General features: G+C 59.8%; 19 protein-coding genes and 1 pseudogene. 8 read left to right on the top strand and 12 right to left on the bottom strand.

The window, feature by feature from the left end; all coding sequences use genetic code 11:
* The first annotated feature begins 91 nt into the window (after positions 1 to 91).
* Both I6E39_RS04345 and I6E39_RS04350 read left to right on the top strand, forming a co-directional pair.
* A complete protein-coding gene (locus tag I6E39_RS04345; protein ID WP_235380359.1) occupies positions 92 to 259 on the top strand; it encodes a hypothetical protein in 168 nt (55 codons plus the stop codon).
* 38 nt (positions 260 to 297) lie between these two features.
* Entirely contained in the window at positions 298 to 1,854 is a 1,557-nt protein-coding gene (locus tag I6E39_RS04350) for a recombinase family protein (RefSeq protein WP_235380361.1), read from the top strand.
* Between the two features lie 38 nt (positions 1,855 to 1,892).
* Here the strand turns inward: I6E39_RS04350 and I6E39_RS04355 are convergent.
* Both I6E39_RS04355 and I6E39_RS04360 read right to left on the bottom strand, forming a co-directional pair.
* A pseudogene (locus tag I6E39_RS04355) lies at positions 1,893 to 2,087 on the bottom strand (manganese catalase family protein); the annotation flags it as partial.
* A gap of 1 nt (position 2,088) precedes the next feature.
* Positions 2,089 to 2,547 carry a spore coat protein CotJB gene (locus I6E39_RS04360; protein WP_235380426.1) on the bottom strand — a complete coding sequence of 153 codons (459 nt, stop codon included), beginning with the start codon at positions 2,545 to 2,547 and terminating at the stop codon, positions 2,089 to 2,091.
* A 244-nt stretch (positions 2,548 to 2,791) separates the two neighbouring features.
* Between I6E39_RS04360 and I6E39_RS04365 the strand changes: the two genes are divergently transcribed.
* The 4 genes from I6E39_RS04365 (at position 2,792) to I6E39_RS04380 (ending at position 6,827) form a co-directional block, all read left to right on the top strand.
* Complete coding sequence (locus tag I6E39_RS04365) at positions 2,792 to 3,529, top strand: N-acetylmuramoyl-L-alanine amidase (RefSeq protein ID WP_235380363.1); 738 nt, start codon at positions 2,792 to 2,794, stop codon at positions 3,527 to 3,529.
* A 197-nt stretch (positions 3,530 to 3,726) separates the two neighbouring features.
* A complete protein-coding gene (radA, locus tag I6E39_RS04370) occupies positions 3,727 to 5,100 on the top strand; it encodes a DNA repair protein RadA (protein WP_235380365.1) in 1,374 nt (457 codons plus the stop codon).
* A gap of 370 nt (positions 5,101 to 5,470) precedes the next feature.
* Entirely contained in the window at positions 5,471 to 6,463 is a 993-nt protein-coding gene (locus tag I6E39_RS04375) for a tyrosine recombinase XerC (protein WP_268842185.1), read from the top strand.
* A gap of 1 nt (position 6,464) precedes the next feature.
* Complete coding sequence (locus tag I6E39_RS04380; protein WP_235380366.1) at positions 6,465 to 6,827, top strand: SdpI family protein; 363 nt, start codon at positions 6,465 to 6,467, stop codon at positions 6,825 to 6,827.
* Between the two features lie 59 nt (positions 6,828 to 6,886).
* On the opposite strand, the gene I6E39_RS04385 is transcribed toward I6E39_RS04380, so the two are convergent.
* Complete coding sequence (locus tag I6E39_RS04385) at positions 6,887 to 7,429, bottom strand: amidase domain-containing protein (protein ID WP_235380368.1); 543 nt, start codon at positions 7,427 to 7,429, stop codon at positions 6,887 to 6,889.
* 144 nt (positions 7,430 to 7,573) lie between these two features.
* Positions 7,574 to 8,542 (bottom strand): class II fructose-1,6-bisphosphate aldolase, encoded by a 969-nt coding sequence (gene fba, locus I6E39_RS04390; protein ID WP_235380369.1) that lies wholly within the window; start codon positions 8,540 to 8,542, stop codon positions 7,574 to 7,576.
* 145 nt (positions 8,543 to 8,687) lie between these two features.
* Between fba and I6E39_RS04395 the strand changes: the two genes are divergently transcribed.
* Positions 8,688 to 9,929 (top strand): 6-phosphofructokinase, encoded by a 1,242-nt coding sequence (locus tag I6E39_RS04395; RefSeq protein ID WP_235380371.1) that lies wholly within the window; start codon positions 8,688 to 8,690, stop codon positions 9,927 to 9,929.
* 123 nt (positions 9,930 to 10,052) lie between these two features.
* Here the strand turns inward: I6E39_RS04395 and I6E39_RS04400 are convergent, their stop codons facing one another.
* The 6 genes from I6E39_RS04400 to leuC all read right to left on the bottom strand — a co-directional run bounded on the left by I6E39_RS04400 (position 10,053) and on the right by leuC (position 17,477).
* Positions 10,053 to 11,354, bottom strand: a complete 1,302-nt coding sequence (locus I6E39_RS04400; protein ID WP_235380373.1) for an AI-2E family transporter — start codon at positions 11,352 to 11,354, stop codon at positions 10,053 to 10,055.
* 28 nt (positions 11,355 to 11,382) lie between these two features.
* Complete coding sequence (gene purB / locus I6E39_RS04405) at positions 11,383 to 12,819, bottom strand: adenylosuccinate lyase (RefSeq protein WP_235380374.1); 1,437 nt, start codon at positions 12,817 to 12,819, stop codon at positions 11,383 to 11,385.
* Positions 12,820 to 13,023: 204 nt separating this feature from the next.
* Entirely contained in the window at positions 13,024 to 14,223 is a 1,200-nt protein-coding gene (locus tag I6E39_RS04410; RefSeq protein WP_235380376.1) for a pyridoxal phosphate-dependent aminotransferase, read from the bottom strand.
* 353 nt (positions 14,224 to 14,576) lie between these two features.
* On the bottom strand, positions 14,577 to 15,653 hold the full coding sequence (leuB, locus tag I6E39_RS04415) for a 3-isopropylmalate dehydrogenase (protein ID WP_235380378.1): 1,077 nt from the start codon (positions 15,651 to 15,653) through the stop codon (positions 14,577 to 14,579).
* Complete coding sequence (locus tag I6E39_RS04420) at positions 15,650 to 16,135, bottom strand: 3-isopropylmalate dehydratase small subunit (protein WP_235380380.1); 486 nt, start codon at positions 16,133 to 16,135, stop codon at positions 15,650 to 15,652. Before I6E39_RS04420 ends, leuB begins: the two co-directional genes overlap by 4 nt.
* An 85-nt stretch (positions 16,136 to 16,220) precedes the next feature.
* A complete protein-coding gene (gene leuC / locus I6E39_RS04425; RefSeq protein ID WP_235380382.1) occupies positions 16,221 to 17,477 on the bottom strand; it encodes a 3-isopropylmalate dehydratase large subunit in 1,257 nt (418 codons plus the stop codon).
* Between the two features lie 169 nt (positions 17,478 to 17,646).
* On the opposite strand from leuC, the gene I6E39_RS04430 reads away from it, so the two are divergent.
* Positions 17,647 to 18,291, top strand: a complete 645-nt coding sequence (locus tag I6E39_RS04430) for a Crp/Fnr family transcriptional regulator (RefSeq protein WP_235380384.1) — start codon at positions 17,647 to 17,649, stop codon at positions 18,289 to 18,291.
* Positions 18,292 to 18,393: 102 nt separating this feature from the next.
* On the opposite strand, the gene I6E39_RS04435 is transcribed toward I6E39_RS04430, so the two are convergent.
* Positions 18,394 to 20,052 carry a SulP family inorganic anion transporter gene (locus tag I6E39_RS04435; RefSeq protein WP_235380386.1) on the bottom strand — a complete coding sequence of 553 codons (1,659 nt, stop codon included), beginning with the start codon at positions 20,050 to 20,052 and terminating at the stop codon, positions 18,394 to 18,396.
* Positions 20,053 to 20,336: 284 nt separating this feature from the next.
* A complete protein-coding gene (locus I6E39_RS04440; protein ID WP_235380389.1) occupies positions 20,337 to 21,101 on the bottom strand; it encodes a MerR family transcriptional regulator in 765 nt (254 codons plus the stop codon).
* Between the last annotated feature and the right edge of the window lie 40 nt (positions 21,102 to 21,141).

Raw genomic sequence — 21,141 nt, forward strand, 5'->3', positions numbered from 1 at the left:
AGGCCGGGCCAAATTTATGCGCTCTCCATGTTCGGGAGAACGGAAAGTTCGCCTGCCGCCCCGCATACCCTGAACGGAAGGGAGGGGCAGGATGGCGAAAAAAGCGGAGTTTGTGGGCAGTCAGAACAACGAAAGACCGGGGAAAGCATTTTTGCTGGAGTACCAGAGAAGTGTCCTGCTGGCGCTGGAACAGGAGGGGATTCTGGACCGGGAGCAGCTTGCCGATTGCATCCGGAAACTGGAAAAGCAATCTGGATGATCTCCGCGCTGTATCATCTCCTGGGAGGAGGCGGTTTTATGATTCGCGTAGCGGCCTATTGCCGCGTATCCACCGACAAGGACGACCAGGCCAACTCGTTTGAAAGCCAGCAGCGTTATTTCCGGGAGTGCATCCACCGGAACCCGGACTGGGAATTACAGGACATCTACGCCGACGAGGGCCTGTCCGGTACGGAGACGAAAAAGCGGACCCGGTTCAAGCAGATGATCCGGGCGGCCCGGGAGGGGAAGCTCGACCTGATCGTCACCAAAGAGGTCAGCCGGTTTGCCAGAAACACCGTGGACACCCTGGAATACACCCGGGAGCTGAAAAAGCGGGGCATCGGCGTCATTTTCCTCATCGACAACATCAATACCCTGGAGCCGGATGCGGAACTGCGGCTCACCATCATGTCCTCCATCGCCCAGGAGGAGAGCCGCAAGACCTCGGAACGGGTGAAATGGGGCCAGAAGCGTCAAATGGAGCGGGGGGTGGTCTTTGGCGGCTCGCTGCTGGGCTACGACGTGGCGGACGGCAAAATGTCCGTCAACCCAGAGGGGGCCAAGGTGGTAAAGTACATCTTTCATAAATACCTGGACGAGGGGAAAGGCTCCAGTGTGATCGCCAGGGAACTGAGGGAGGAAGGCATTTTATCCAGCCGGGGCAATCTGAACTGGTCTGCGCCCACGGTGCTGAAGATCCTGAAAAACGAGAAATACTGCGGAGACCTGCGCCAGAAAAAAACCTACACGCCGGACTATCTGAGCCACGAAAAAAAGTACAACAAGGGCCAGGAGGAGTACATTTTCCTCCGGGACCACCACGAGCCCATCATTGACCGGGCAGCCTGGGAGGCGGTCCAGCGGGAGCTGGCAAGGCGAAACCATGGCAGTACCCAGAGCATGGGACACGGCAACCGCTATCCGCTGTCGGGCAAGATCAAATGCGCCGCCTGCGGCAGCACCTTCCTGGCCCGGAGGAAGAAAACCGCGTCCGGCAGTCCCTACCGGGTCTGGCGCTGCGGCAAGGCCACACAGGAGGGGAACGCTCACACCGACGGGCAGGGAAATCCCGTTGGCTGTGACGTGGGCCGCCAGCTGCGGGAGGACGTGGCCATGGACCTTCTGAAACGCTCCGTGCAGGCCGTCCAGATGGACTCTGAGGCCGTTATCCGCAATCTGACCCGCATTGTAGAGGAAACGCTCCGGGACAGCCGGGACGACGGCAGCACCGAGATCCACAAGCTGGAACGGGCGTTGGAGGGGGAGCGGGAGAAGAAACAGCGGGCCTTGGAGGAATTCTTTGACAAGACCATCTCAAAATCCGACTTTCAGTTTATCAACCAGCGCTGTGACAGTACCATTACTCAGTTACAGGGGCAGTTGGCCGCTATTCAGAAGCGGCAGATGTTGGACACCCAGTCCAAAGGCGCACGCAGGGACATCCGGGCGGCTGTCCGGGGAATCGTCACCGGAGAGACGGCGGACGGTAATTTCTATGGCCGCCTGCTCCACCACATGACCGTCCACAGCGACGGCAGGGTGGAGGTAGCCCTGAAGCTGCTGCCTGCCCGGTGGTCCTTCCTGCTGGACTGATTGGCGGAGTACAAGCGTCAAAAGACGGTGCAAAAAGGTTCCTCGGTCCCGATGTCGGTCAGCACACCTTTTGCTTCGGCATAGGGCATGGCATACCGCTGGGATAGGTAGCGCATGGAGGCGCCAAGCTCTCCGTCTGGACCTCCGTATTGACTGATAATAAAGGAGGCCAGCTTAGGGTTGGGCGTGGCGATCTTAACTGGGAACTGCAATTTTTTCTCGTATATAAACATCTCACTTCACCTCATTCTGCTGATAATTCCAGGGCCAGGGCTCCTGGAGCCAGCGGTAGCTGTCCCCGGAGGCAGCGGAGGACTTCATCAGGGGGCCGAACTTGGCCTCGTAGGCGGCTTTGGCTGACTTCTCCATGGCTGCATACTGCTTGAACATGGTAAATGCCTCCGCGTCGTCGGGGTGTGTATCCAGATACATGCCAAGCTCCAATACCACGAACTCCAGCGCCTGGAGTTCCACCAGTGGATTGGTAGGCAGAGTGCTGCCCTCCGTCTTCAAGTGGAAGGGCAGATTGAGGCCGGGGAACAGCGTGCCGTTGCTCAGGGCCTCGGCCTGGGCGTATTTTTGAGGATTGTCCTGCTGGAAGGGGACGTATGGCACCGCCAGTCCGGCACAGGGCGGCATGGTGCCGCTGTGATCAGGGCAGCTTGGCATTGGGCAGGAGCTGCCGTTTTCCATATTCAAAGGGAATTCCCTCCTTTGATCAGATTGTCGGGGCCTGCGCCCCACAGATCATTCTATGATTCCCGCCGCCATTTGCCCCGGGTCCGGATGGGGAGGCGGGGGACGGGCAAGGGGAGAGAGGGCCTTTTCCCGGGAAACGGCAAAGACCGGCGACGGAACGTTGCCAAAACTTCCCGCCTGCGGATTTCAGTCATACCGGCAGTCACCGCCGCCATAGGATAGGGGGAGGTGGTGCTGATTGAAACGATTGTTCGGTTCTGCGGCGGTTCTGGTCTTGACAGCATTTGGCCTGACCGCCGCCCTGGGGTACTTCTGCCGGCAGAGCACGCCGGTTATCGCCCCGTCTTCCGTAAGTCCCGTCCGGCCTCTGATCCTGGACGCCGGCCACGGCGGGGAGGACGGCGGGGCAGTTTCTCCGTCCGGAACCGTGGAGAGCCAGATCAACCTGGCCGTGGTACTGAAGCTGGATGACGTTCTGGGCCTGTACGGAGCTCCCCACACGCTGCTGCGCGGGGAGGATGTCTCTCTCCATGACCCGGAGGCAAATACTCTGCGGGAGAAAAAGGTGTCCGACCTGAAAAACCGGGTGACTGCCATCACCGCGACCGAAGGGGGCACCTTGTTGAGTATCCACCAGAACTCCTATCCCGACAGCCGCTACCACGGCACCCAGGTATTCTACGCCCCCACCGAGGGGTCCCAGGACCTGGCGCGGCATATCCAGGCCGCCATCCGGGCCGCGCTCCAGCCTGAGAACAGCCGGGAGTGCAAGCAGATCCCGGACACCGTCTATCTGATGAACCACATCGACTGTCCCGCTGTGCTGGTAGAGTGCGGTTTCCTCACCAACCCGGAGGAGGAGGCTATGCTGTGCGAGGAAAGCTACCAGAAAAAGCTTGCGGCAGTGCTGGCGGCGGCCTGGCTCACCGCCCCGGAGACAGGGGAGGACGTGTTCCAAGGAACCGCGGTTCCTTGATCTGCCGAACGGAACGGTGCAGCTGACTCATAATAGGAGACGGCTGCGCACAAAGCCGGAATCAGGGCGGTCAAACCAGCGTGAAGTTGAGAAGGGCGTTATAGTGGTTTGGCAGAGGCTCGGGAATCCTCCGTTTACAACCGGGGAGAAATCTGGTACAATACAAAAAAGTTTTGTTGACCAAAGAGGAGCACCCTATGAAGGCAAAAACACTGTTTTACTGTACCGAGTGCGGCAATGAGACCCCCAAGTGGCAGGGGAAATGTCCCGCCTGCGGCGCTTGGAACACCGTGGTGGAGCGCCCGGCGGAAAAGACGGCCAAGAAAACAGGCCCCGCCATCGGCCGCGGTTCGGCGCTGGGGGTGGCTGTCCGCCGTCCCAAGCCCATGACCGAGGTGGAAACCACCGACGAGCTGCGCTTCTGCACCGGAATGGGCGAGCTGGACCGGGTCCTGGGCGGCGGCGCGGTGAAGGGCTCGCTGGTGCTGGTGGGCGGCGCCCCCGGCATCGGCAAATCCACCCTGATGCTGCAGATCTGCGACAATCTGTGCCGCTTTGCCACGGTTTTGTATGTATCCGGTGAGGAGTCGGAGCGGCAGATCAAGCTGCGGGCCGAGCGGCTGAAGGTGAGGGGAGAAGGGCTCTACCTGTTGGCGGAGACCAATCTGGAGAATCTGGTGGACGCGGTCCATCAGCTCCAGCCAGACGTCCTCATCGTGGACTCCATCCAGACCATGTACAACGGGGACGTCAGCTCGGCTCCCGGCAGCATTTCACAGGTGAAGGAGTGTACCATGACCCTGATGCAGCTGGCAAAAGGGGAGGGGCTCACTGTTTTTGTGATCGGGCATGTAAACAAGGAGGGGTCCATTGCCGGTCCCAAGGTGCTGGAGCACATGGTGGACTGTGTACTCTATTTCGAGGGCGAGCGCCATATGGCCCACCGCATCCTGCGCGCGGCTAAGAACCGCTTTGGCGCCACCAACGAGATCGGCGTATTTGAAATGGAGGACGGCGGGCTGGCCGAGGTACCCAATCCCTCGGAGACCCTGCTGGACGGCCGGCCGACGGAGGCTCCCGGTACCTGCGTCACCTGCGTCATGGAGGGTGTGCGGCCGGTGCTGGCCGAGATCCAGGCCTTGGTGGTCCCCAGCAGTCTGGGCAATCCCCGGCGGGTGAGCAACGGCTTTGACTACAACCGGGCCATGCTGCTGCTGGCTGTGCTGGAAAAGCGCGGGGGACTGCTGGTGGGCAACTGCGACACCTATATGAACGTGATTGGAGGACTGTCTCTGGACGAGCCTGCCGCCGATCTGGCCGCGATGCTGGCGCTGGCCTCCAGCTTCCGGGACCGGCCGGTGCCTCACGACCTGGCTGCCATCGGGGAGATCGGCTTGACGGGGGAGCTGCGGTCAGTCAGCGCCCTGGGGCAGCGGCTTGCCGAGGTCCGGCGCCTGGGCTTTACCAAATGTCTGATCCCCAAGAGGACCCAGGGGAAGCTGCTGGTTCCCGACGGACTGGAGCTGATCCGGGTGGCCAACATCCGGGAGGCACTGGCGGCCCTGTTGTAACGGTCCGGGATGACGGACCGGCACAAAGTTCACGCAGCCCCGTCCGTCCGGTATCCCGGCAGATAAGGCCCGCGACAGACAACAGCGGCCGTCTTTTTGATAGACACAGGGTTCGATACAGGCGATAAGGCTCACGGGCGATCGACCTCGGTTTCGGATCAAGTTTTGTTTCTTAGCATCTCCAAAAGAAAGGTTCCTATACTGACGAAGGGAGGGACGGCAGTTCCTCAAAACGGATACGGTGTCAGGTCAACAAAATAAAAATTTTGTTGACCTGAGTGGAGGTGAAAACCTCTGTCTGCCCCTTTTGAGGCCCCTGCCGCGGATCACGGACTACCGCACTGACGCACCGCCGCTGCTGCGCGATTTTTTGGTTTATCACGAAACGATCCAGGGACATTCCCGCCAGACTGTGGACGAGTACTTTCTGGATCTTCGGAACTTTTTCCGGTACCTGAAACAGGAAAAAAATCTGGCGCCCAGAGATATTCCGCTGGACGACATCTCCATTGACGACGTTGACCTGTCTCTGGTACGGGACGTCACGCTGACGGATATTTACAGCTACATGAATTACCTGTCCCGTGACCGCGGCCTGAATGCCGCTTCCCGGGCCCGCAAAGTCGCCACCATCCGTTCCTTTTACAAATATCTGACAAATAAAGCGAAGCTGCTGGAGCAAAACCCTGTCCAGGACCTGGACTCGCCCAGAATGAAAAAATCCCTGCCCAAGTACCTGAATCTGGACGAAAGCGTCAGTCTGCTGGAGTCTGTAGACGGCAAAAACGCCAGCCGGGATTACTGCATCCTGACCTTGTTCCTGAACTGCGGACTGCGTATCTCAGAGCTTGTCGGCCTGAATACAACAGATGTTCGAGGCGACCATCTGCGGGTGTTGGGCAAAGGCAACAAGGAACGGGTCCTTTTTTTGAACGAAGCCTGCCAGAAGGCGCTCCAGGACTGGATGACCGACCGCGACGCTTTGACGCTGGTAGACCAGAACGCCCTGTTCGTCACGCTGCAGAACCGGCGGCGCATCTCCAAGGCAGCGGTCCATAAGCTGGTCAAAAAACATCTGGCCGCCGCAGGTCTGGACAGCACCCAGTATTCCTCCCACAAGCTGCGCCACACCGCGGCGACGCTGATGCTGCAAAACGGCGTGGACGTCCGCACGCTCCAGGAGGTCCTGGGACACGATCATCTGAACACCACCCAGATTTACACCCATGTGGACAGCGACGACCTGCGCTGCGCCGCCCGGGCCAATCCTCTGGCCCAGGTGAAGCGCCGGGGCCGCCCCTCCAAAAAGCCCGCGGACGGCTCTGAAACGCAGCTCCAAACAAAAGAAAAGGATGTGGATTGACATGTATTATCTCGCTTTCCTGCTGGTGATGGTCACCCCGCTGGCGCTGCTGGCCATCGGGCTTCGCTGGCGCTCCCACCCGCCCAAGCGCACAGGCTCCGGACTGGCTTACCGCACGGCTCTGTCTGAACGCAGTGATGAGACCTGGGCCTTTGCCCACCGCCGCATTGCCCAGCTCTGGATCCGGATGGGCCTGCTGCTTACGTTGGTCTCCGCCCTTCTGATGATCCTGCTTCGGGACCATTTCACCAGCTTTTTCCTCTGGCTCATCGGCGGCCAGATGGTGTTCCTCTGCATCAGCGCTTTTCTGGTGGAAGGACTGCTGAAGGTCGCCTTTGATGAGGACGGCAACCCTTTGAGCTGAGGGAACGGCAACTATAAAACCAACCCGGTACACATAAGAAAATGTGTACCGGGTTTCCTTTACAGCCATTGATTTTTCTTGGTTTTTTCGGCCCATGCAACCCCAGGCCGTGCCCCCAGAATATGGATGAAGCGGATCTCCTGGAACTGGTAGGAATCCAGGGGCCGAAAGTCGGCGTCCAGGCTATGGGCGGCCACCAGAATATTGCTCAGGGCGGGCGGGTCCCCCACCTCTACGATGATGGGCGTATGTCCAAAGCGCTCTTGGGCAAATCGGAGCTGAACAAAGTCACCGGGCATCAGCATATTCAGGGAGGCCTCCAGACCAAAGGGCCCCTGGGACTGCTCCTCCCGGGTCATAAAATTGAAGAAATAGGGCACCCCGGTCCAGGCTGGAGCCTTGTCATTGGGGCTCAGATAGTACCAGCCGTAGGTGGGGGTATAATTCATGATCCCGGTCCCGGCATAGAGGCACTGGGAGGCAAAATTGGTGCAGTCTCCCCCCAGCTCCTCGTAATCATAATACTTCGGGTTCCGCCCATAGGCCCAGCGGTGGGCGTAGCGGACCGCCGCTTCACGGTCATATGGGATGATCTCAGCCATGGTTCCCTTCTCCCCTTTTCGGTTTCAGTCTATGCGCTCCAAGGCAAAAAAGTACCGCCCCGGCCCTTTTCCGAGCCGGGGCGGTTTTGTTATCCTTCGCAAAAAGCTTGCGGCGGCACGTCGGGTGATAGGGTCCGGTTAAGCTCAGGCCTTGCCGTCGCAGCCCAGGACGTTGATCAGCTTGTGCTTGACCAGCTCCTTGATGTTGGCGCGGGCGGGCTTCAGATACTCGCGGGGATCGAACTTGTCGGGGTGCTCATCGAAGAACTGACGGATGGTGCCGGTCATGGTCAGACGCAGGTCAGAGTCGATGTTGATCTTACACACGGACATGGAAGCGGCCTTACGCAGCTGATCCTCGGGGATGCCGATGGCGTCGGGCATCTTGCCGCCGTGCTCGTTGATCATCTTCACATACTCCTGGGGCACGGAGGAAGAGCCGTGGAGGACGATGGGGAAGCCGGGCAGGCGCTTGGAGACCTCCTCCAGCACGTCGAAACGCAGGGGAGGCGGAACCAGGATGCCCTTCTCGTTGCGGGTGCACTGGGCGGGAGTGAACTTGTAAGCGCCGTGGCTGGTGCCGATGGCAATGGCCAGAGAGTCACAGCCGGTCTTGGTCACAAACTCCTCGACCTCCTCGGGACGGGTGTAGGAGGAATCCGCGGCGGAGACCTTCACATCGTCCTCAACGCCGGCCAGGGTGCCCAGCTCAGCCTCGACCACCACGCCGTGGTCGTGGGCATACTCCACGACCTTCTTGGTGATCTCGATGTTCTCGGCGAAGGGCTTGGAGGAGGCGTCGATCATGACGGAGGTAAAGCCGCCGTCGATGCAGGCCTTGCAGGTCTCAAAGTCGGGGCCGTGGTCCAGATGCAGGGCGATGGGGATCTCGGGGCACTCAATGACAGCGGCCTCGACCAGCTTCACCAGATAGGTGTGGTTGGCATAGGCGCGCGCGCCCTTGGAAACCTGGAGAATCAGGGGAGCCTTGACCTCACGGGCGGCCTCGGTGATGCCCTGAACGATCTCCATGTTGTTAACGTTGAAAGCGCCGATGGCGTAGCCGCCATCGTAAGCCTTCTTAAACATTTCGGTAGTAGTGACCAATGGCATAGTTACCATCTCCTTATAAAATTTGGCGTTTCTTATTGTATCATTAACGGTTGATAAATACAAGTGTTTGTGTTATTCTTTAAAAGAGAATTTCCACGTTAAATCCATTTCATTCTTATTTATTTCGATTAAGGAGGAACCAAACATGGAGAAATTGACTGGCGCCTGTATTATCGGCCAGTCCGGAGGCCCCACCGCTGTCATTAACGCCAGCGCTCAGGGTGTTATCCAGACCGCTTTGAAGGCTGACTGCATCACCCGGGTCCTGGGCGCCGCCCACGGCATCAAGGGTGTTCTGGAGGACAAACTGTACGACATGTCCCAGGAGGACCCCGCTGAGCTGGACATCCTGAAGTACACCCCCTCCTCCGCCCTGGGTTCCTGCCGCTATAAGCTGGCTGACCCCGATAAGGACGACACCGATTACAAGCGCATCCTGGAGATCTTCCAGAAGTACAATGTCCGCTACTTCTTCTACAACGGCGGCAACGACTCCATGGACACCTGCAACAAGATCTCCAAGTATATGCAGAAGGTCGGCTATGAGTGCCGCATCATGGGCGTGCCCAAGACCATCGACAACGATCTGAACGGCACCGACCATTGCCCCGGCTTCGCCTCCGCCGCCAAGTATATCGCCACCTCCTGCGCCGAGGTCTGGCAGGACGCCCACGTCTATGACACCGGCATGGTCACCATCATTGAGATCATGGGCCGCCACGCCGGCTGGCTGGCCGGCTCCGCCGCTCTGGCCTCTCTCACCGGCTGCGGTCCCGACCTGGTCTACCTGCCCGAGACGGATTTCGATATGGATCAGTTCCTGGCCGACGTGAAGGCCACCTACGCCAAGACCGGCAAGTGCATGGTGGCTGTCTCCGAGGGCATCCACTACGCCGACGGCACCTTCGTCTCCGAGGCCAAGACCTCTGCCACCGACGGCTTCGGCCACGCTCAGCTGGGCGGTCTGGCCGCCATGCTGGCTGAGACCGTAAAGCAGGCCACCGGCGCCAAGGTCCGCGGCATCGAGCTGTCCCTGCTCCAGCGCTGCGGCTCCCATGTCGCGTCCAAGACCGACGTGGAGGAAGCCTGGCTGGCCGGCTCCGCCGCCGTGGAGGCCGCTGTCTCCGGCGTCACGGACAAGATGGTCGCCTTCAAATGTACCCGCGAGGGCGGCTACAAGTGCGAGACCAGCCTGGAGCCTCTGGACATCGTAGCCAACTTTGAGAAGAAGGTCCCCCGCGAGTGGATCAACGAGGCGGGCAACGGCATCGAGCAGCCCTTCATCGACTATGTGCTGCCCCTGATCCAGGGTGAGTCCCAGGCTCCCAAGGAGAACTCCCTCCCCCGCTTCGCCCATCTGAAGAAGGTCCTCACCACCGAGATGTAATGGTATCCAACGTCCCGACGCGCAAGCGTCGGGACATTTTTTATGAGAAGAACAAACAGGCTCCCATATCAGAGATATGGGAGCCTGTTATCTTAATTTACGCTTGAGAAGAATTGCAGACGCTCAATCGGACTTCTCCCCTGCCCCGTCGCGGTTGGTTTGGGCCAAAGCCGTTGTTTTTCCGAGATAATATTCCGTTTCCACCGGCAGGCCGTGGTTCCGCAGTCCCCGCCGGACCAGACGGGTGATAATGCTGTACAGCATGGCAAACACCGGCACGCCCAGCACCATCCCCATAAAGCCGAACAGGCCGCCGAACAGGAGAATGGAGAACAGCACCCAGAAGGAGGCAAGCCCGGTGGAATCGCCCAGGATCTTGGGGCCCAGGATATTGCCGTCAAACTGCTGGAGCACGATGATGAAGATGACGAAATAGACGCACTGGATGGGGCTGACCAGCAGGATCAGGAACGCGCAGGGCACCGCCCCGATGAAGGGACCAAAGAAGGGGATGATATTGGTGACGCCGATGATGGTGGCGAGCAGCGCCGGATAGGGAAATTTAAGCAGGTTGCAGCACACCAGAGTAATGACCCCGATAATCAGGGAGTCCAGCAGCTTGCCATTGATGAAGCCGCTGAGGATGCGGTAGGCGTTCCGGGTCTCGTCCACGATCAGATCCCCCACCCGGGTGGGAAACAGGCTGTAGACGATCTTCTTGCTCTGGGCGGCGAAGGTATCCTTGCGGGCCAGCAGATAGACGGAGACGATGAGCGCGATCAGCAGATCCTTCATCAGCAGCAGGAAGGCGATGATGACGGCAGAAACGTTGGAGACCACGCCGGTAATGTTGGGCAGGATAGACTCCTTGATCCACTTGATGGTGGAGGTCACTGACTCCAGATTGGGCAGGATATCGGAAACGAGCCACTGCTCCAGAGAGGCCGCCGCCGAATTATACAGGGGCATGACGGCAGATTGGATCTCCGGATTGTTTTCCAAAAAGGCCAGCAGCCAGGTCTGAACACTCTCAATATAGCCCGGGAAAGCCTGGACCAGCCCCACCACGCTGAGATAGACCTGGGGAATCACCATGGCCATCAGCAGATAGAGCAGGAAGAAGGCAAAAAACAGGCTGAAGATAATGGCCAGGATATTCAGGAAGGCTACGTCCCGTTGGTTCTCCAGCCTGGAGTTGGGCGTCATAGCCATCATGAATCTCAGGATGCCCCGGTGGATGGGCAATAGAAGAAAAGCGATGATCATGCCCAGGAAAATGGGCCGCAGAATACGGGCCAGCATAGTGAGGAATCCACGGACCACAGAGGCGTGGAACAGCAGGAAAAAGAGCAGGATGGCCGCCGCGATCACGCAGAAAGCCGTGACTCCCGCGGCAAAATAGGATTTGTAATGGCTGCGCTTCAAGGCACTCCACCTGTCCTTCCCTGTCGATTTATACCTTCAGCTCCGTCTCCTTGTTCTTCAAAACATCCGCGTAGCGCTCCAGCACGGGCGCCACCTCCTCGGCCAGGAACTCCTCCACCTGCTGGGGGCAGCGGCCGATGTAGCGGCTGGGCTCCAGATGGGCGGTCAACTCCTCGCGGGTCAGGCCGAAGGCGGGGTCCTCCGCAATGAGATCAATGAGATTGTTCGTAAGGCCAAGATCCTTTACATTCTTTCCTGCCTCAAGGGAGTGGATCCGAATACGCTCGTGGAGCTCCTGGCGGTTGCCGCCCTTTTTCACCGCATCCATCATAATGTTCTCGCTGGCCATGAACGGCAGCTCCTCCAGGACATGCTTTTCAATGACCTTGGGGTGGACGATCAGGCCGGAGGCCACGTTGAGGTAGATGTTCAGGATAGCGTCCACTGCCAGGAATGCCTCGGGCACCGAGAGGCGCTTGTTGGCCGAGTCGTCCAGCGTCCGCTCGAACCACTGGGTGGCGGTGGTGATGGCGGGGTTCCCCACGTCCACAATAACATACCGGGCCAGGGAGCAGATCCGCTCGCAGCGCATGGGGTTGCGCTTATAGGGCATGGCGGAAGAGCCGATCTGGTTCTTCTCGAAGGGCTCCTCCACCTCCTTCAGGTGGCAAAGCAGACGCATATCGGTGGCAAACTTGCTGGCGGACTGGGCGATGCCGGCCAGGGTGGACACCACATTGTAATCCATCTTACGGGAATAGGTCTGTCCGCTTACGGGGACAAAGGATGTAAAGCCCATTTCCTTCGCAATCTTCATCTCCAGCTGCTTGACCTTCTCGTGGTCTCCCTCAAACAGCTCCAGGAAGGAAGCCTGAGTGCCGGTGGTACCCTTGGAGCCAAGCAGCTTCAGGGTGGAGATCCGGTACTCCACCTCCTCCAAATCCATGAGCAGCTCGTTCATCCAGAGGGTGGCGCGCTTGCCCACGGTGACCAGTTGGGCGGCCTGGAAATGGGTAAAGCCCAGGGTGGGCAGGGCCTTATACTCGTCGGCAAACTTGGCCAGCTTGGCAATGACCTGGACCAGCTTGTTCCGGACCAGCTCCAGACCCTCCCGCATGAGGATCACATCGGTATTGTCGCCCACATAGCAGCTGGTGGCGCCCAAATGGATGATGGGCATGGCTTTGGGGCACAGCTCGCCGTAGGTGTGGACATGGGCCATTACGTCGTGACGCAACTTCTTTTCCCACTGGGCGGCTTTTTCGTAGTCGATGTCGGTGATATGAGCCTCTAGCTCATCCACCTGCTCCTGGGTGACGGGCAGGCCCAGTTCCATCTCGGCCCGGGCCAGGGCGACCCAAAGACGGCGCCAGGTGGAGAATTTCTTGTCCGCGGAGAAGATGTACAGCATCTCATCGCTGGCGTAACGGGAGGACAGCGGGCTTTCGTAGGTATTGGTAGCCATGTTATTTCAACCTCTTTTATCTAAAGTGTTGGAAGAAAGGAAGGCGTTCCGCCTCCGCCCTGCCCCTCCGGCAGGAGCTGCGGCAGAGTTAAATTTATTATATCGTATTTCCCTTGCCTTTGCCACACTTTCAGAAAACTTTCAGGAAAATTTCATCAAAAAAGGATGCCGCTTACGCGGCATCCTTTTCGCATTTGATTTCACTCAGACGGTCTCGCCCTTGAGGAACTTCTCCAGGCGCTTCAGGCCCTCTTTGATGTTTTCAATAGACGTGGCGTAGGACCAGCGGACGAAGTTGGGGGCGCCGAAGCTGGTGCCGGGGACCACAGCCACCTTGCCGTACTTCAGGAACAGGGTGCCGAAGTCGTCGGCGTTCCGGATGACCTGGCCGTGCATCTCCTTGCCGATGAGCTTCTCAATGTTCATCATCACATAGAAAGCGCCGTGGGGCTTGTTGCAGCTGACCCCCTCGATACTGTTCATCCGGTCCACCATGTAGTTGCGGCGGCGCTCAAAGGCCAGACGCATGCTCTCCACGCTCTCCTGAGAGGCGGTCAGGGCCTCCAGGGCGGCCTTCTGGGAGACTGCGCAGGGAGAGCCGATGCAGTGGCTGAGGTAGTTGGAGATGATCTTGGCGATCTCGTGGTTGGCGGCCACATAGCCGATCCGCCAGCCGGTCATGGCATAGGACTTGGAGACGCCGTTGATCAGGAGGGTGCGCTCCTTCACGTCGTCGCCCAGAGAAGCGAAGCTGACAAATTCCGCGTTGTCATAGACCAGACTGTAGTAGATCTCGTCGGAAATGACGTAGATGTCCTTCTCGACGCAGACCTTGGCCATGGCCTCCAGCTCCCGGCGGTTGTACATGGAGCCGGTGGGGTTGGAGGGGTTGTTCAGGATCATGCACTTGGTATTGGGGGTGATGGCAGCGGCCAGGCTCTCGGCGGTGATCTTGAACTCATTGGCCTCGGTGGCCTCCAGGATCACGGGCACGCCGCCGACCATGCGGATCAGCTCGGCGTAGCTGACCCAGTAGGGAGAGGGCAGGATCACTTCGTCCCCGGGGTTGACCAGGGCCCGCAGGGCCACATAGACGCAGGGCTTGGCGCCGCTGGAAACACAGATCTGCTTGAAGTCATACTCCAGGCCGCAGTCGGCCTTCAGACGGTCACAGATGGCCTGGCGCAGCTCCACGGTGCCGCTGGAAGGAGTATACCGGGTATCGTTATGGTCGATGGCCGCGTGGCCGGCAGCCTTGATGTGGTCCGGAGTGGCAAAATCCGGCTCACCGGCGCCAAAGCCGATGACGTCGATCCCCTCCGCCTTCATCTGCTTAAACATGGAGTCGATCGCCATGGTAGCGGAGGGTTCCACCGCCAGAGCGATTTTGGATAATTCCTTCATACCAATTCCTCCCAAGTTATCTTATGAGCCTGCCGCCCTTCCTGCCTCTGTTTTGCAGGAATGAATCCATCTCGCTTTTCAACTTGCAAGTTTTCCTGCGGATAACCTTGTTTCACGCTTCATTCGACCAAATATCCCGGCTGACTCAGTGTTGCACGGCATATTATAAAAAAAAACTTGCAAAAAAGCAAGGGAAATTTACAAAGATTTTGGAAAAATGAATCTTTCATCATTCTTTCCTTCAAAGCGGGATCAGTATCCCCTTTCTTTCGTCAAATTATGCAAAAAGCAGCGGCCCTCCCGGAGGAGGACCGCTCATGTTCAGAGGTTTTTGCCGTGGGGAACACCGCGGATCAGATCTTCTCGCGGATCAGCTCGCCCATTTTCACGGTTCCCACAGCCGTTTCACCGGGCCCGGCGATGTCGGCGGTGCGCCAGCCCTCGTTAAGGACGGCATCCACCGCTTTCTCAATGGCGTCGGCCTCCGCCGCCAGCTGGAACGAGTAGCGGAACATCATGGCGACGGACAGGATGGTGGCGATGGGGTTGGCCTTGTCCTGGCCGGCGATGTCAGGCGCGGAGCCGTGGATGGGCTCGTACAGGCCGGGGGCGGTATCTCCGATGGACGCGGAGGGCAGCAGGCCGATGGACCCGGTGATCATGGAGGCTTCGTCGGACAGAATGTCGCCGAACATGTTCTCGGTAACCACCACGTCGAACTGGCCGGGGTCCCGGACCATCTGCATGGCGGCGTTGTCCACCAGCACATCCTCATAGGCCACGTCGGAGTATTCCTCCGCCAGCCGGTGCATCACCTTCCGCCACAGACGGGAGGTCTCCAGCACGTTGGCCTTGTCCACGCTGGACACCTTCTTGCCGCGCAGACGGGCCAGCTCGAAGGCCCGACGGCCGATACGCTCGATCTCCATCTCGGAGTAGGCCATCCGGTCGGCGGCCTCCTCTCCCCTGTCCTCGGTTTGGTACTTCTCCCGCTTGCCGAAGTAGATGCCGCCGGTCAGCTCCCGGACGATCATCAGGTCAATGCCCCTGTCCGCCGTCTCCTTCTTCAGGGGGCAGGCGTCGGCCAGCGCGGGCCGGAGGGCGGCGGGACGGAGGTTGGCATACAGGCCCAGGTCCTTGCGGATGGACAGCAGGGCGGTCTCGGGCCGCTTCTCCGCCTCGGTGGCGTGACCCCACTTGGGACCGCCCACGGCGCCCAGAAGCACCGCGTCGCAGGCTCTGCACTTGTCCGCGGTGCCGTCGGGGTAAGACTTGCCCACCGCGTCGATGGCGCAGCCGCCCATCATCACGTCTACAAATTCAAAGCTGTGGCCGAACTTGGCGCCCACGGTCTCCATGACCTTGACCGCCTCGCCCACTACCTCGGGGCCGATGCCGTCGCCCCGGATCAGCGCGATCTTATAGTTCATTTCGCCACCCCTCTCGCCTTCAGGGAATTGAGCAGGCCGCCGCTCTTAATGATGCCGTCGATGAACTCGGGGAAGGGCGCGGCCTGATAGGTTTTGCCGGTGGTCACGTCGGTGATGACGCCGGAGGCGAAGTCCACCTCCACCTGGTCCCCGGACTGGATCTCCTCAGCGGCCTGGGGGCACTCCACGATGGGAAAGCCGATGTTGATGGAATTGCGGTAGAAGATGCGGGCAAAGGAAGGGGCGATGACGCATTTGACCCCGCAGGACTTGATGGCCAGAGGGGCGTGCTCCCGGCTGGAGCCGCAGCCGAAGTTGGGTCCGGCCACGATGATGTCCCCCTCCTCCACGGTGGAGGCAAAGTCGGCGTCGATGTCCTCCATGCAGTGGGAGGCCAACGCGGCGGGAGAGGGGTCGTTCAGGTGCCGGGCGGGAATGATCACGTCAGTGTCCACGTTGGCGCCGTATTTATAAACCTTCATAGTTATCTTTCCTTTCTTTTCCGGCAGGAGCGGGGCGTGGGCTGGGGCGGGACGCCGCAATTCCTGTCTCCTGTCTCCAAACTCCTCACTTGCGCGGGTCGGCCACGCAGCCGGCGATGGCGGAGGCGGCGGCTACGTCGGGGCTGGCCAGGATGACCTCGGAGGACACATGGCCCATACGGCCCACAAAGTTCCGGTTGGTGGTGGAGACGGTGCGCTCCCCTTCCGCCATAACGCCCATGTGGCCGCCCAGACAGGGGCCGCAGGTGGGGGTGGAGACGGCGGCGCCGGCCTCGATAAAGGTCTGGATCAGGCCCTCCTCCATGGCCTGGAGAACGATGGCCTGGGTGGCGGGGATGACCACGCAGCGGACATTGGGCGCTATCTTTTTGCCCTTCATGACGGCGGCGGCGGCACGCAGGTCGCTGATCCGTCCGTTGGTGCAGGAGCCGATGACCACCTGGTCAATGGGCAGGCCGGCCACCTCGCTGACCACCTTGGTGTTTTCGGGCAAGTGGGGCATGGCCACGGTGGGCTCCAGCTTGTCCAGGTCGATGACCACCTCTCTGTCATAAACGGCGTCAGAATCGGCGGAGAAGGCCTCGCAGGGGCGGCTGACCCGGCCGTTGATGTACTCCATGGTCTTCTCGTCCACGGGGAAAATACCGTTCTTGCCGCCAGCCTCGATGGCCATGTTGGAGATGGTAAAGCGGTCGTCCATGGACAGAGAGGAGACGCCCTCTCCGGTAAACTCCAGGGACTTGTACAGGGCGCCGTCCACGCCGATGGTGCCGATCAGATGCAGGATCACGTCCTTGCCGGACACATGGGGCTGAAGCTTGCCCTTCAGCGTCACCTTGATGGCGGAGGGCACCTTGAACCACAGCAGGCCGGTGGCCATGCCGGCGGCCATATCGGTGGAGCCGATGCCGGTGGAGAAAGCGCCCAGCGCGCCGTAGGTACAGGTGTGGGAGTCGGCGCCCACGATGACCTCGCCGGGGGCGCACAGGCCCTTCTCAGGCAGCAGGGCGTGCTCCACGCCCATGTGGCCCACATCAAAGAAGTTGGTGATCTGGTGCTTATGCGCAAACTCCCGGGCCTGCTTGCACAGCTGGGCGGACTTGATGTCCTTGCAGGGAGTGTAGTGGTCCAGAACGATGGCGATCTTGTCCCGGTCAAAAACCTGGGTAAAGCCCGCCTTTTCAAACTCGGTGATGGCAACGGGGGTGGTGATGTCGTTGCCCAGCACCATGTTCAGTCTGGCTTCGATAAGCTGGCCCGGCTCCACCCGGTCCAGACCGGCGGCCTTTGCCAGGATCTTCTGTGTCATGGTCATTCCCATAAAAACGATTCCTCCTATGTGCGGATGGTATTAGTATGACAGGGCCCTTGCCAAAAGAATGTAAACTATGTTATAATCGCAGGCGGTCAAACAAGTTTTTTCCACCGTCTGAGTATTCGAAAACATCCGTCCCATGAGCGAAACACGGTTAATTTGGAGGTGAACTGCCGTGGAACCGCTGTCCCAGGACTCTATGGGCCTTCCCGCGCAAATGTGGAAGCCCTTCGCCGAGCACCGGGCTCCCATCGCCTGCTCTCCCGGTTTTCTCATCTATCTCCAGGGCACCGAAGCCACCTGCTTCTACTTTCTCAAGGAGGGCCGGGTGAAAAGCTTCATCCAGTCTGAGGACGGCAATGAACGGGTGCTGAACATCTACGAAGCGGGCAGTCTTTTCGGCGAGGCCTCTTTTTTTGACGAGATGCCCCGGGTGTCCTCCGCCGTGGCCCTGACGTCCTGCCAGCTGGTCCCCATTGACCGTGAACTGGTGACCCAGGAGATCGCCAGAGACCCGGAGCTGGCGCTGGCCATGATGAAATATCTGGCCCGTACCGTCCGCCTTCTCTCCGGCCAGGTGGACCAGATGGCCTTCCACCCCGCCCGGTGGCGGGTGGCCCAGTACCTTCTCTCCCACAGCAATGCCCAAGGTCTTGTATCCTGCACCCAGGACGACATCGCCGCCTCGGTGTCGGTAAGCCGGGTAACGGTGAGCCGCATTCTCAACGACTTCTCCCGCAGGGGGCTGGTGGAGCTGGGCTACCGCGCGCTGACGCTGCGGGACCGGCGGGCTCTGGAGGAGCTGTGCCAGGAGGAATGAACCGCCTTTCCCATCAAACGGAACACCCCGGCGCCCTTTTGGGCGCCGGGGTGTTGTTTCATAATGAGCGTGGTCGGCGGGGCTGAGATAACAAAACAGCGCTTACGCCTGCTGGTTCTCCGCAAGCTCATCCCGCAGGGCGACCGCCCGCTCCAGAGCGGCGTCGATGTTGGGCTGGAAATAGCTCTCCCCCACCTCATCGTAGAAGCCGGACTTCTTGATCACGGACATGGGCTGCTCATTCACATGGGAGAATACCACACGGATGCCCTTCCGGCGGCATTCCTCCCACAGCCGCTTCAGGCCGTTCAGCGCGGTGATGTCCAGAGCCGGGACCGCCCGCATCCGCAGGATCAGCACATTTTTGTCGGTCTCCTGGTCCATGTGGGGGATCTTGTCGGCGGCGCCGAAGAACATGGGGCCGGTGATCTCATAGACCATGACGTGGGCGGGGACGGGCTTCAGACGGCCCTGATCGTCCTGGGTATCCTCCACATAATCCCACTCCTCGACCACCGCCACGTCAGCCATCCGCTTCATGAACAGCAGGCAGGCCAGGGACAGGCCCACGGCGATGGCCACCACCAGATCGAATACCACGGTGAGGAAGAATGTAAGCAGGAGCACCGCGGTGTCGCTCTTGGGGGAACGCTTGATCACGCTGGCGAAGGTCCGCCACCCGCTCATATTGTAGGCCACCTGGAACAGGATGGCGGCAATGCAGGGCATGGGGATCAGCGCAGCGTAGGGCATCAGCAGCACCAGCACCAGCACCAGCACCACGGAGTGGACCATGCCCGCCACGGGAGAAAGACCGCCGTTTTTGATATTGGCCGCGGTCCGCGCGATGGCTCCGGTGGCGGGGATGCCGCCGAACAGGGCCGAGGCCGCGTTACCCACGCCCTGGGCCACCAGCTCCATGTTGGAGTTGTGCCGAGCGCCGATCATCTCATCGGCCACCACCGCCGACAGCAGGGACTCAATGGCCGCAAGAATGGCAATGGTGAAGGCGTCGGGGAGGACCGCCGCCACCGTCTCGTAGGAGACAGCGGGCAGATGGAAGGCAGGCAGAGCGCTGGAGATGGTGTACAGGTCGCCGATGGTGTTCACCGGCAGGTCCAGCAGCTTCACCGCCCCGGCGGTCACAATGACCGCCACCAGAGAGGCGGGGATCTTGGCGGAGACCTTGGGCCAGACAATGAGGATAGCCAGAGCCAGCACGCCCACCACCAGCGCCATGAGGTTGGTGGTATGGATGCAGGCGATCACCTGCTCCAGCTTCTCAATGGTCTCAATGGGAGATTTTTCAAAGGTCAGACCCAGAAAGTCCTTGATCTGGCCGATGAGAATGGTCACCGCGATGCCGGCGGTAAAGCCGGTGGTGATGGTGTAGGGGATAAACTTGATCATGCTGCCCATCCGCAGCAGGCCCATCAGGACCAGCAGAATGCCCGCCAGAATGGTGGCCACCGCCAGACCCTCCATCCCATTCTTGGCCACGATGCCCGCCACGATGGTGGCGAAGGCGGCTGTGGGGCCGGCGATCTGGACCTTGCTGCCGCCCAGAGCGGAGATGAGGAATCCGGCCACAATGGCGGTGTACAAGCCCTGCTCCGGAGACACGCCGGAGGCCAGGGCCAGGGCGATGGACAAGGGCAGGGCGATGATGGCCACAATGACGCCGGAGATCAGGTCCTTCATGAATTTTTCCTTGGAGTACTCCCGCAGGGAAAGCAAAAGCTGGGGTTTGAGCTCGTTCATGGGTTCTCTCTCCTTCTTCGTTTTAACAAACATAATTGTCAATCATAAGGGATACGTCTATGTTTTGCAAGGTGTTTTTTCGATTTTTCCCTAAAATCTTCCTGCGCCCATTTTTGTCCAGAAAAAGCCAGCGCCGGAATACAGGCTTCGGCGCTGGCTTCAGGGGGACGAAGCGGTCCTTTCGCCCGCCCAAATCAAGTTCAAACCATCCAAAAAGTTGTGAAATTATTTCTGATCGCAAAGAAAATGGCCCCTGACGCTTTCCTCTCTTTGCGATTCTTTTGTTACAGCCGGTCCGCCCACCAGGTCACGGCGTCACACAGGAACCGGGCGCAGCCCGGCGTATCCCCGTCATAATAGTCGGCAAACCGGGGGTCCTGGACATAGAGCTGGACCACGCCCCTGTGCCGGGCCGGGTCGTACTTCCCCCAAGTAAGGGTCAGCCAGCGGCGGTGGAGCCGGGTCAGCTCCTCCCCTGCCGGTCCCGACGGGTCCTGACCGCCGGTCACGGCACGGGACAGTTTCTCCAGGATCTCTTTTCCCAGGCCCTCCCACTCCCGGTATTGTTCCCGGGTCAGGCCCATAAACGTCTCATTGGCTCTGTCCACTTCCTCATCACCATATTTCTCCCGGATCTCGTTTCCGTATGTTCTCTCGTTCTCTTCCACGCTGTTCCTCTTAAAAGCCTGGAATTTTGCTTCATCGCTCATGCTCTCATTCCTTTCTTCCGACAGGATCGTCGCCTTTACCGAGTCGATCAGCTCTTGAATGTTCCGCCTTCTGTACTCCAACTGGGCCAGATGGCCCCGCAGGGCGGTCAGGCGGTCGAAGGAGGGCGCGTCCAGAATCTCCCTGATCCGGGCCAGCTCCACCCCGAGGGCCCGGTAGTACAGGATGTCCTGGAGCCGGTCCACCTCCGCCGGACCGTAGTAACGGTATCCGCTGTCCGCCACGCGGCTGGGCTTGAGCAGACCGATGCTGTGGTACCAGCGCAGGGTGCGGGTGGACACGCCTGCCAGCTGGGCCAGCTGCTGAATGGAATATTCCATCTCTCTCCCTCCTTGTCCCCTATTCTATCAGTTGACGCAG

Source organism: Pseudoflavonifractor phocaeensis, from assembly GCF_021531375.1.
GTDB classification, from domain to species: Bacteria; Bacillota; Clostridia; order Oscillospirales; family Oscillospiraceae; genus Lawsonibacter; species Lawsonibacter phocaeensis_B.